The organism is Mediterranea sp. ET5, from assembly GCF_023337025.1.
Taxonomy (GTDB): Bacteria; Bacteroidota; Bacteroidia; order Bacteroidales; family Bacteroidaceae; genus Phocaeicola_A.
Map to the genome: position 1 here is coordinate 48,084 of NZ_JAMBLN010000015.1, position 12,424 is coordinate 60,507.

10 protein-coding genes are annotated in these 12,424 nt (G+C 54.6%); 8 read left to right on the forward strand and 2 right to left on the reverse strand.

The window, feature by feature from the left end; translation table 11 throughout:
- Positions 1-156 precede the first annotated feature (156 nt).
- The 6 genes from M3087_RS09890 to lpdA all read left to right on the forward strand — a co-directional run bounded on the left by M3087_RS09890 (position 157) and on the right by lpdA (position 6,904).
- Positions 157-1,140 (forward strand): lipoate--protein ligase, encoded by a 984-nt coding sequence (locus M3087_RS09890; RefSeq protein ID WP_249095395.1) that lies wholly within the window; start codon positions 157-159, stop codon positions 1,138-1,140.
- A gap of 20 nt (positions 1,141-1,160) precedes the next feature.
- Positions 1,161-2,258 (forward strand): glycine cleavage system aminomethyltransferase GcvT, encoded by a 1,098-nt coding sequence (gene gcvT, locus M3087_RS09895; RefSeq protein WP_249095396.1) that lies wholly within the window; start codon positions 1,161-1,163, stop codon positions 2,256-2,258.
- A gap of 39 nt (positions 2,259-2,297) precedes the next feature.
- Positions 2,298-2,678, forward strand: a complete 381-nt coding sequence (gene gcvH, locus M3087_RS09900) for a glycine cleavage system protein GcvH (RefSeq protein WP_249095399.1) — start codon at positions 2,298-2,300, stop codon at positions 2,676-2,678.
- A 70-nt stretch (positions 2,679-2,748) separates the two neighbouring features.
- Positions 2,749-4,071 (forward strand): aminomethyl-transferring glycine dehydrogenase subunit GcvPA, encoded by a 1,323-nt coding sequence (gcvPA, locus tag M3087_RS09905; RefSeq protein ID WP_022385850.1) that lies wholly within the window; start codon positions 2,749-2,751, stop codon positions 4,069-4,071.
- Between the two features lie 4 nt (positions 4,072-4,075).
- Positions 4,076-5,536: an aminomethyl-transferring glycine dehydrogenase subunit GcvPB gene (gcvPB, locus tag M3087_RS09910; protein ID WP_022385849.1), complete on the forward strand. Its 1,461-nt coding sequence runs from the start codon at positions 4,076-4,078 to the stop codon at positions 5,534-5,536.
- Between the two features lie 15 nt (positions 5,537-5,551).
- Complete coding sequence (gene lpdA / locus M3087_RS09915) at positions 5,552-6,904, forward strand: dihydrolipoyl dehydrogenase (RefSeq protein ID WP_249095403.1); 1,353 nt, start codon at positions 5,552-5,554, stop codon at positions 6,902-6,904.
- A 364-nt stretch (positions 6,905-7,268) separates the two neighbouring features.
- Here the strand turns inward: lpdA and prmA are convergent, their stop codons facing one another.
- Complete coding sequence (gene prmA, locus M3087_RS09920; RefSeq protein WP_249095405.1) at positions 7,269-8,114, reverse strand: 50S ribosomal protein L11 methyltransferase; 846 nt, start codon at positions 8,112-8,114, stop codon at positions 7,269-7,271.
- Between the two features lie 163 nt (positions 8,115-8,277).
- On the opposite strand from prmA, the gene M3087_RS09925 reads away from it, so the two are divergent.
- Both M3087_RS09925 and M3087_RS09930 read left to right on the forward strand, forming a co-directional pair.
- Entirely contained in the window at positions 8,278-9,375 is a 1,098-nt protein-coding gene (locus tag M3087_RS09925) for a hypothetical protein (RefSeq protein WP_249095406.1), read from the forward strand.
- 59 nt (positions 9,376-9,434) lie between these two features.
- Positions 9,435-10,994 carry an OmpP1/FadL family transporter gene (locus M3087_RS09930; protein WP_249095408.1) on the forward strand — a complete coding sequence of 520 codons (1,560 nt, stop codon included), beginning with the start codon at positions 9,435-9,437 and terminating at the stop codon, positions 10,992-10,994.
- A 63-nt stretch (positions 10,995-11,057) separates the two neighbouring features.
- On the opposite strand, the gene tilS is transcribed toward M3087_RS09930, so the two are convergent.
- Positions 11,058-12,401 (reverse strand): tRNA lysidine(34) synthetase TilS, encoded by a 1,344-nt coding sequence (tilS, locus tag M3087_RS09935; protein ID WP_249095410.1) that lies wholly within the window; start codon positions 12,399-12,401, stop codon positions 11,058-11,060.
- Between the last annotated feature and the right edge of the window lie 23 nt (positions 12,402-12,424).

The window sequence follows — 12,424 nt, forward strand, 5'->3', positions numbered from 1 at the left end:
TCATTGGTGACAATAACGGGGGGCACCTGTCATTTTGTATATAAAAAAGGTGTAATTCATAAACTATCTTAAGCCTGTCCCAAACAATTTGCTAGAAACATAGCATGTATCAAAAAATAATATCTATATTTGAAGCGTAAAATCAATGAATGACCTATGAAATATATCAGTCTGCCTCACAATATCACCCACCGCCTTCCTTTCTATCTGGCGATGGAGGAGTTTGTTGCCCGCAATCTGGATGAAGACGAATGCTTCTTCATGTGGCAAGTTGCTCCGACTGTGATTTTTGGCAGGAATCAACTTATTGAAAATGAAGTGAACCTTGACTATTGCCGCACCCACGGGATCCAGACCTATCGTCGGAAGAGCGGCGGAGGTTGTGTGTACGCGGACCCGGACAACATCATGTTCTCTTACGTGGCAAGAGCACAGAATGTCAACTTCACATTCGACCGTTATCTCCGTCTGGTGGCATTCGTACTACGTAAACTGGGCATACCGGCTGAAGCATCGGGCAGAAACGACATCCTGATAAACGGAAGAAAAGTGTCGGGAAATGCATTCTACCACCTGCCCGGGAAAAGCATCGTGCACGGGACCATGTTGTTCAATACCGATATGGAACACCTGGTACGGGCCATCACCCCTTCCAACGAAAAGCTGATCAGCAAAGGGGTCGAGTCCGCCCGACAACGGGTGACCAACCTTTCCGAACACACCAATATCGGTATTGAAGAGTTCAAGCAGTTTGTCCGTGAGCAGTTGTGCGAAAGCACCATCCAACTGTCTGAAGACGATGTCGCCATCATCAAGCAAATCGAAGCGGAATACCTCACTGATGAATTCATCTATGGCAACAATCCACGCTATACCCTTGTCAAACGGGGCAAAACACCCACTGCCGGAGAACTGGAGATACGCATGGAAATCAAGAATGGCATCGTGAAAAAGATCAACCTGCTGGGAGATTACTTCTTGACAGGAGACTTGGACAACGGACTGCTGAAACCACTGACCGGACTTCCCTATAAGGAAGAGGACTTCCGGCATGCACTGGAGTCTGTCAATGTCGGCAGCATCGTGTTGAACCTGGACACTGAACAGCTGTTGAACATCCTTTTCAAAGAAGACAAATAAACATCAAAAATATGCATACCATGGAAACTAACTTGAAAAGAACGTGCTTGTATGACAAGCACATCGCACTGGGGGCTCAGATGAGTCCGTTCGGAGGCTTTGACATGCCCATCCAATATACTTCCATCATTGAAGAGCATAATGCCGTCCGCCATGCCTGTGGCATCTTCGATGTATCACACATGGGGGAAGTGCTCATCAGCGGTCCTGAAGCCGAACGACTCGTGGGACACTTGTTCACGAACGACGTACGGGAGATGCCGGTTGGCAAGGTGCTCTATGGCATGATGCTCTACCCCAACGGCGGTGTCGTGGACGATTTGCTGGTCTACAAAAAAGGAGCTGAGGAATTCTTCCTGGTCATCAATGCAGCCAACATCGATAAGGACTTCGCATGGATGCAGGAAAACAGCAAGGGCTTTGATGCCAAAGTAGAGAACCTCTCAGACAACTATGCGGAAGTGGCCGTACAGGGACCACAGGCTGAAGCACTCATCGAAAAGCATCTGCACATCACCGTATCCGACCTGGAATTCTATACCTTCAAGGAACTGGATATTGACGGACACCACGTCATTGTCAGCCGTACAGGCTACACCGGAGAAGACGGCTTCGAAATCTACAGCGACGACGCCTATATAAATAAGGTATGGGATATCCTTGTAGGCTCCAAGGAAGTGGCACCCTGCGGCCTGGGCTGCCGGGATACCTTGCGCTTCGAGGTAGCGCTTCCCCTCTACGGGCATGAACTGAGTCCGGAGATTACGCCCATCGAAGCCGGATTAGGCTCGTTTGTCAAAATGGACAAACCGGAATTCATCGGCAAAGAGGCAATTGCTCACCAAAAGGAGCATGGCATTGCACAGAAGGTCGTAGGCATCGAACTGCACGAAAAAGCAGTTCCGCGCAATGGATACGACATTGAAATCGATGGAGTACGCATCGGCTACGTGACGACCGGCTACCAGTCCATCTCCACCGGAAAAAGCGTCTGCATGGCACTCATCGACAGCCAGTATGCCACCTTGGGCACTGAAGTGGACGTCCGCATCCGCAAAAAGGTCTTCAAAGGGACCGTCTGCAAGAAACGCTTCTATCAGAAGAACTACAAGAAATAATAATCCTTTTTCCAATATTAATCTTAAAAACACAACAAAATGAGCAAAGTTATTGAAGGTCTGTATTACTCAGAATCACATGAATGGGTCAAAGTGGAAGGCAACTTTGGTTATATAGGTATCACCGACTATGCACAAAATGCCTTGGGCAACATTGTCTATGTGGATATGCCCGATGTAGACGACGAGATTGAAAAGGACTCCGAATTTGGAGCCGTGGAAAGCGTCAAGGCTGCCAGCGACCTCATCGCCCCTGTCAGTGGTAAAGTGGTCGAGGTGAATGAAAGCCTGAACGACGAACCGGAACTGCTCAACAAAGATGCGTTCGAGAACTGGATCATCAAGGTCGAACTGTCCGACACAGCCGAACTGGATGCCCTGATGGATGCCAAAGCCTACGAAGACATCTGCAAAGAATAAGTAATTAACCGGACACACAGGCAGGAACAGACCCGTCCGCGCCTGTGTGCCCCTCAAAACCTGTTATACCATGAACTATAAATACTTTCCACATACGGAGGCCGACATCTGCCACATGCTGGAGCGCATCGGGATACAGTCATTGGACGAATTGTATGCCGATGTCCCCGAGAGCGTGATTTTGAAAAAGGATTATGACCTGCCGTCCTCCCTTTCAGAGACTGAAATCAGAACCTTCTTCCAACAATTGGGGAAGAAGAACCAACAACTGACCATCTTTGCCGGCGCCGGTGCTTACGACCATTATGCCCCCTCGGTCATCGCACAGCTTCTGTCGCGCTCGGAGTTCTTCACCGCCTACACTCCCTATCAGCCTGAAATCTCCCAGGGCACCCTGCAATATATCTTCGAGTTCCAGAGCATGATTTCCGAACTGACCGGACTGGAATGCACCAATGCCTCCATGTACGACGGAACGACGGCTACTGCCGAAGCCATGTTCATGGCAATAGCTGCCGGAAAGAAGAAGAACCGTATCCTGATTTCATCAACCGTACAGCCCAACACGCTCGAAGTGGTCAGCACTTACGCCAAATTCCGAGGCATTGAACTGGAACAGATCCAAGCTACTGACGGCGTAACCGACAAGGCAGACATGGAACGGAAACTCGAAGCAGGCGATGTGGCAGGCGTCATCGTCAGCTATCCCAACAAGTATGGCATCATCGAAGACTTCAGCGGATATGCGGACGCCATCCATGCAAAGAAAGGACTGTTCATCATACAGGCCGACCCGTCAGCACTTGCCGTCTTGAAATCTCCGGCAGAATGGGGAGCCGACATTGCCTGCGGCGACGGACAGTCACTGGGCATGCCGCTCAACTACGGCGGTCCTTACGTCGGATACCTGTCGTGCGTGAAAGACCTCGTACGCAAACTCCCCGGACGTATTGCCGGAGCAACCACCGACGTGGACGGCAAACGCGCTTTTGTCCTCACCCTTCAGGCACGTGAGCAACACATCCGTCGGGAAAAGGCCAACAGCAACATCTGCTCCAACCAGTCATTGATGGCACTGTATGTCACCATCTACATGGCACTCATGGGCAAGCAGGGACTGCGCGAAGTCAACGAACTGTCCTACAGCGGTGCCCACTATCTCCACGACCAGCTCCTTGCCACCGGTAAGTTTGAAGAACTGTTCAAGCAGCCGTTCCTGAAGGAATTTACGCTGCGTTCACTGGTTCCGGCAGAGACCGTACAGCAGAAGTTGCTGGAGCAAGGCATCTTCGGCGGAATCGAAGTCGACAAAGACTGCCTTTCCTTCTGTGTCACAGAGAAACGTACGAAAGAAGAGATTGATAAACTAGTTGCCATCATAAAGGAGATATAAAGCTATGAAATATTACGATAAACTGATATTCGAACTCTCCAAGGAGGGACGTAAGGGCTATACTCTCCCGGAGAACCGCTTGAAAGAATACACGCTCGCTTCCCTGCCGGAAGGACTCAAACGGCAGCAGGCACCCGAACTCCCTGAAGTCAGCGAGTTTGACGTGGTCCGCCACTATACCAACATATCCAACAAGAACTTCGGTGTCGACACCGGCTTCTATCCGTTGGGCAGCTGTACGATGAAGTACAATCCGAAAATCAACGAGGAGATGGCCGCCCAGCCGGCTTTTGCCAACCTGCATCCGCTCCAGCCTGCCGCAACCGCACAGGGGGCACTGGAAGTCTATTACAACCTGGCACATGCCCTGGCGGAGATTTCCGGATTGGCTGAATTTACCCTCAATCCTTATGCCGGCGCCCATGGCGAGCTGACGGGACTGATGGTCATGCGCCAATACCATCTCAAACGGGGCGACCTGAAACGTACCAAAGTCATTGTCCCCGACAGCGCCCACGGCACGAACCCCGCGAGTGCCGCCGTCTGCGGACTGAATGTCGTGGAGGTGAAATCCAAACCTGACGGACGCATCGACGTCGAACACCTCAAACCGCTGCTCGACGACACCATCGCCGGCATCATGATGACCAACCCCAACACCCTGGGACTGTTCGAAAGCGACATCCTTGAAATCGCCGAACTGGTGCATGCCTGTGGCGGACTCCTCTACTACGACGGTGCCAACCTGAACCCCTTGCTGGGCAAATGCCGTCCGGGCGACATGGGCTTTGACATCATGCACATCAACCTGCACAAGACCTTCTCTACCCCTCATGGCGGTGGCGGTCCCGGCGCAGGACCTGTCGGTGTAGCCAAGGCGCTGGTCGACTACCTCCCCAGCCCACGGGTATGCAAGGCAGATGACGGCACGTTCTATTTGAGCCACCCGGCTGACTCGCTGGGACGCGTCTCCGGCTTCATCGGCAACTTCGGCGTCATGATGCGTGCCTACACCTACATCCTGTCCCTGGGTAAGGAATACATCAAGTATGTCGGTCCGCTGGCAACCCTGAACGCCAACTACATCAAGGAGTCACTGAAGGACTGCTACTACCTCCCCATCGAAGGCATCTGCAAACACGAGTTCGTGTTCGACGGCCTGCTGGACAAATCGACGGGCGTCACGACGCTCGATGTCGCCAAGCGGCTGCTCGACTATGGCTACCATGCACCGACCATCTACTTCCCGCTCCTGTTCCACCAGTCCATCATGATTGAACCGACGGAAACGGAATCACTGGAAACACTCGACGAGTTCATCGACGTGATGCGCAAGGTCGCACGCGAAGCCATCGAATGCCCGGAGGAAGTGAAGACTGCGCCCCACCACACCCCGGTACGCCGGTTGGACGAGACCAATGCTGCCAAACACCCCATCTTGCGTTACCGCGACCTGGCGCAATAACCCCACACCCTGCCTATGATTACAAGTGACATATTGATTATCGGTGCCGGCCCGGGAGGATATGAGACTGCCGTGGCCGCCGCCAAGAAAGGAAAGACCGTCACCATCGTCGAAGCTGCCAAGGTCGGCGGCACCTGCCTGAACGAAGGCTGCATCCCGACCAAGGCACTTTGCCGGAACGCGGCTGTCATGGATGACCTGAAGGAAGCGGAGACCTTCGGCATCATGCAATGCTCCTACACGCTCGATTTCAACCGGGTCATGGAGCGCAAGAACCAGGTGGTGTGCTGCCTGCAGACCGGTGTGGAGACGCTCCTGAAGCACAAGAACATCCACTTGGTCTACGGAAAGGCAAGCTTCCAGGATGCACATACCGTCAAGGTCGGCGAGGAGCTGTATCAGGCCGGACACATCATCATCGCGACAGGCTCCGTCACCAAGTACCTCCCCATCGAAGGGCTCCACCTCCCCGGTGTTCTGACTTCGAAGGAGATACTTGACATCGACCATGTCCCGCAACGCCTGTGTGTCATCGGTGCCGGAGTCATCGGACTGGAGTTCGCCTCCATCTTCAACAGCTTCGGAAGCCAGGTCACCGTCGTGGAATTCATGAAAGAGATTCTCCCCAACTTCGATACCGACATTGCCAAACGCCTGAAGCAGTCCCTCTCCAAGAAGGGGATTGAAATCATCAACCAGGCTGGCGTCAAGTCGGTGGAGCAACGGGAAGAGGGCGTACTGGCCGTCAACTACGAAGTGAAAGGGAACATCAAGACCTGCGAAGCCGACACCGTCCTGCTGGCTGTAGGACGTGCCGCCAACGTCGGTGCACTCAACCTGGAGGACGTCGGTATCGCTTTCACGCCCAAGGGGATTGAAGTGAATGAGAACATGCAGACGAACGTGCCTCACATCTATGCCATCGGCGATGTCAACGGACGCTGCATGCTGGCTCATGCAGCCACCTTCCAGGGGATGCGTGCGTTGAACCACATCCTCGGAGAGGCGGACGACATCCGTCTCGACATCGTCCCGGCAGCCGTCTTCACTTCCCCCGAAGCCGCCATGGTCGGACTGACGGAAGAGCAGTGCAAGGCGCAAGGCATCGCGTTCACGGCGAAGAAAGCCTTCTTCCGCGCCAACGGCAAAGCCGTCAGCATGAATGAACCCGACGGACTTTGCAAACTGCTTGCCGATGCCGAAGGGCACATCCTGGGATGCCACCTCTTCGGAGCACACGCAGCAGACCTGGTGCAGGAAGTCTGCGCCCTGATGAACCGCCGGGCTACGGTCGGTGACCTGAAGGCCATCATCCACGCCCACCCCACCCTGGGAGAAGTGGTTCAGACCGCGGCACATGAATTTTGACCTAATGCCGGGAGGCTAACAGCCACCCGGACTGATAAAAGCACAGAGACACGAAGATTCAGGAATCGCATCGGAGCATTACCGAACAGATTCCCGGTCTTCGTGTCTCTGTGTTTTTATTTTTTGCGGAAAGTACCTGGAGCGGAAGAAGACCACGGCAGGAGCAAGCTACCTCCCCGGCATGTATGCGATAAGACCCGGGGATAGACAGACCAAAGTATTATACTTAGCCTGCCTAAGTATTATACTTAGACCCCCTAAGTATAATACTTTGGTCCGTATAAGCCCGGCATGTACCGCACTCCTCCCCTGCCTTCAGGTGACTCTCCCCGGGCACATGCCCCGTATGCGCCGTGCCGTCGGCTTACTTCATGCACAGCTTCACGGCAGCCCAGTTGTGCTTCTCCTTGCAATGGATAAACTCCATGCCCAACCGCTCGCCTTCCGCACGGATAGCGGGGACGTCCTCCACGTAGAATCCGCTCATGAAAATGAGGGAACCCGGATGCATGCACGCCGCATAGCGCTCCATGTCAGCCAACAGGATGTTGCGGTTGATATTGGCGATAATGACGTCGAACGGGGCGCGTCCCTCCAGCAACGAAGCATCCCCCAGTTCGACCGTAATGCCCTCCACGTGATTCAGCGCGATGTTGTCGCGAGAGTTGTTCACGCACCAGTCGTCTATGTCTATTGCCGTCAGCGGACCGGCCCCCCGCTTGGCAGCAAGGATGGCAAGGATGGACGTGCCGCATCCCATGTCCAGTACCGACTTGCCCTTCAGGTCCGTGTCGAGCAGCTCCTCAAGAATCAGGCTGGTCGTCTCATGATGTCCGGTCCCGAAGGCCATCTGCGGATTGATGACGATGTCGTATTCTGCCGACGGTACATCCTGATGGAAGGTGCTGTGGATGACACAGCGGTCACCGATGACGATGGGACGGAAGAAATGCTTCTCCCACTCCTCGTTCCAGTTCTTGTCTTCCATTTCCTTTACCTCGTAACGGATGGATGCCCCCTCGACCGGGAACGACGACAAGACGTCCTTCAGTGCATCCTCATCGAAGAGTGAAGCCTGGACGTAGGCCTGAACACCGCCGTCAATGTCAACAAAACTCTCAAATCCTATCTCGCCGCAAAGTGCCGAAAGCACGTCGTTGACGGTCTCCGTGCAAGGATGGGTATGGAAGGTCACTTCTAGATATTTCATAGCTGTCAAATAATAGTTAATGGGTTAAACGGGAGCAAAGATACGAACGATAGGGGGAAATCCCTACGAACAATTAGGGAAAATCCCCCGTCCGATTGTCCAAAGCTTTTTATCTTTGCATCAGAAAAAACAGGACTATTAATAAAGAAAGGAGACTGACGCTATGAAAAAGATTGGATGGCTTATTTGGATAATGGCGCTGCTGCCATGCCTGGCGATGGCGCAAAGCCCCGGCGACGACGTCTACTTTGTGCCCAAGAAGCAGAAGGATGACAAGAAGACCGAAAAGGTGACGGCCAAGTCGGCAGGTGACGTACTGAACGCCACCCAGAAGAAGGGCAACGGCGTGGGTACGGTTGTCGTCCGTGACTACACCGGACGCACACGCGACATCGACGAATACAACCGACGTGAATATGTAACAGGAAAAAATGACTTCTCCATCCAGGACGACACCCTCTACATTGACGAGCGTGCCGACAGTGACCTGCCGGGCGGATGGGTCGGCGAGTTCCAGGGCTCGCAGGATGACTATGAATACGCGGTACGCCTGATACGCTTCCGCAATCCGGCCTATGCCATTCCGGTGAGCAGCCCGCTCTATTGGGACGTGGTCTATGGGACGGCACTCTTCCCGTCGTGGGACTGGAATGTCTACGACGACGGGCTGTATGCCTACGTCTTCCCGACCTTCTCCAACCCGCTGTGGTGGAACTGGCGCTATGACCCCTGGCCCTCATGGAGATACAGTTACTGGTACGGTCCCCGTTATGCATGGGGAAGATATTGGGGCGGTCCGTACTGGGGATGGCATCATCCGCGTCCGCACTTCCATCCGTCGTATGCCCCTGCACGTCCCTCGTTGACCGTGCGACGCAATCCCAACTACATCTCCGGCTCTTACCGTCCGCGTAACACGGTGCGTCCGTCAAGAAACGGCTACGGGAACTATACGCGTCCGAACATCAACCGACGGCCCTCGGCCACTGGACGGGTGGTACGCCCCACACGTCCGAATGTGAACAACGACGGTGTGCGCGGCAACTCCACCTACACGCGTCCGAACATCAACCGTCCGCGGAGCATGGACTATGACCGTCCGAGCAGCACCCGCACACGCAACGTGGACCGTGAACGCCCGACGCGCATGGAGCGTCCGTCCATCCAACGCAGCAACTTCGAGCGCCGCTCCACCCCTGCCAACCGTCCGGCAAGACGACCGAGCGTAGGTGGCGGAGGCGGTTCGAGAGGACGCCGATAAAACGACAGTGTGTGTGAATGTATTGTTTAAATGAATCAACTAACCTAGGAGTATTCTCTATGAAAAGTATCTATAAACTCTCTCTACTGGCCTGCCTGGGAGGTCTGTCGCTGACGACACAGGCGCAGACCTCCTACAACGCCGGTCTGCTGATGGAAAACCAACTGAACGGTACTGCCCGCTTCATGGGCATGGGCGGTGCCATGAGCGCCCTGGGGGCAGACCTGTCGACCCTTGCGACAAACCCGGCAGGTATCGGACTGTACCGGAGCAACGACGTCGCCTTCTCATTGGGCTGGTTCCAACCGACGGCAAAGGCTGAATTCAACGGAGAAAGTACCGACACAAAGCACTCGAAGTTCTCCTTTGACCAGATAGGCTTCGTCTATTCCAGCAAGGTGGGAAACCGCACTGCCATCCGTTTCCTGAATTTCGGCTTCAACTACCGGAAGGTGAAGAACTTCAATTCCGACTTCGACATGATAGGTCCCATGCCCAGCGGCGACTCCTATTCACATAACATCAGAGCCAACCTGCAGGCAGCAGGGAACACGCCGGAGGACTTCGACAACGTATTGAACAGCAACAATCCGTTGGCAGACACCAATTACAGCTGGCTCAGCATCCTGGCAGGTGAAACGGGCTACGTCTCCCCGGGGCTGGACAACAAGGACTTTGACACATGGGGTGCCGACTACATCGGCTTCCACAGTGAAAACAGGGGTGGCATCAATGCCTATGACTTCAACCTGGCACTGAACATCAAGGACCGCGTATACCTGGGAGTTACCCTGGGCGTCTACGACCTCGACTTCGACCGCTACTCCTACTACTACGAAAGGCTGTTCAGTGACAAGCTGCCGGACGAAAGTCCGCTGATGACCCTGGAGAACCAGTACAGCCTGGAAGGCTCAGGCTTTGACATCAAGTTGGGACTCATCTTCCGTCCGATGGAATATTCGCCCCTGCGCATCGGCCTCGCCGTACATACCCCCATCTGGTATAACCTGAGCCAGTGCTATGCGGCAGCCATGGGCATGCAAGACTATCAGGGGCAGGACCGGAACAGCAGCACCGGTTTCACCGACTGGTATGACTACAGCCTGCGCACCCCGTGGAAGTTCAACCTCAGCGCCGCCTACACTTTCGGTCAGAACGTCGCGCTTGATGCGGAATATGAATACGCCGACTACAGCAAGGCGAAGTTCACCGACCCGAACGGCTATGACCTGGACTACTCCAACCAGCTGGTATCCGAGGACCTGAAGGGAGTCCACTCCTTCCGCATTGGCGTAGAGGGACGCATCTTTGACGACATCAGCCTGCGCGCCGGCTATGGTTATACCAGTGCCCTGTACAAAGAGCTTGCCTACAAGTACGATGATCCGACAGCCATCGAGACGGACATCGACTATATGAACAACTACGATGCCCACAGCCTGAGCCTCGGTTTGGGACTCCGCTTCGGAGGGTTCTATGCAGACATGGCATACGTCTATACGCACCAGAAAGCCGACTTCTATCCCTATTCGAACATGATATTCGAGCAGGCTGCCCCACTGACGAAAGTCACGCACGCCGACAACCGTGCCGTGTTCACCCTGGGCTACCGCTTCTGATAAGCGCGAAGCATCTGAACAAAGACGCCGCAGAACCATCCAGCTCTGCGGCGTCTCTGTTTGTCAGACTCCTTCATAATGCAGCCTTAATATCTTCCGAGTATGCTCGTCCACCCGGAAACGGTTGTCGATACGTTCCCCCACGACCCAGGCGACACGGTCTCCGTCCCATAAGAGCCACTGACATTCCTTGCGATTCAGCGGGAACTTGCGGTCCGTCATGTAGTCGCTCAGGAGCTTCTTCCCCTTCATCCCGAAAGGTATGAACCAGTCCCCACGGGCGACACGGCGCAGGGTCAGCGGGAACGTCAGCTTGTCGGCATCCAGGCAGGCGAATTCCCTTCCACGGGGTATGTCGACGTCCGCTCCTCCGGGCATCATGCTCCAAGACACCCGCCCCATCCCGTCAGGCAACGGGACACTCCCTTCAGCCGAAGCTATCTCCAGGCATCCCCACTCCCCTTCCGTCAGTGGATAAAGCAACCAACAGTCCCTATCCACCACGACCTCGTGGGTGAGTGAGCGGAACCGGCGTCCCGGAACCGACGCTGCCGAAGCATAAATGGCTTCCAGTTGTGCCGGGCGGAATCCGTAAGGCGACAGCAATTCATAGAGCAGGCTCTTGGGTGCCTCACTGGCGCATAAGGCTGCCTGCCGGATGCGTATGCCCCCATCGGGCAGTCGCTCAGCCACTCGTTGCTGCTCCTCCGCCATTACCTTATTATATAGGGCTGCCACATCTGCCAGCCGTTCCGCGGTAGCAGCCAGTCCTTCGCGCACCGAGGGGTTGAGCTGTTCCATCAGCGGAAGCAGGTGGTGCCGTATCTTGTTGCGCGTAAAGTCGTCGTGCAGGTTGGTGCTGTCGGTCACATAGTCCTGTCCCCTCTCCTGCAAATAGCGTTCAATCTCCTGACGGGAGACTGCCAACAGCGGACGCACGACATGACCGTTGCGCGGACGAATCCCCTTCAGTCCGTTGATGCCCGTACCGCGAATCAGATTAAGCAACAAAGTCTCCACACTGTCATCCCGATGATGCGCCACCGCAATCTCCCCGGCTCCACACTCCCGGCGAATGCGTTCAAAAGCCTCATAACGCAATTCCCGTGCAGCCATTTCGATGGAAAGCTTATGCTCCCGCGCGTACGCTTCAGTCTGAAAATGTTCAACAGACAACGGCACAAGAAGGCGTTCACACAAATCACGCACAAACGCTTCATCCCGGTCGGACTCCGCCCCTCGCAAATGGAAATTGCAATGCACCGCATGCAAGGCATACCCCAGCTCCCGGAGCACACAGAGCAGCGCCACCGAATCAGCCCCGCCACTCAATGCCACAATTACCGGCACATCAGCCGCTAACAGACGGCCGGCAGCAATATAGTCAGCTATTCTTTTCGTAAACATGCTGCAAAAATAGTCAAATCCAG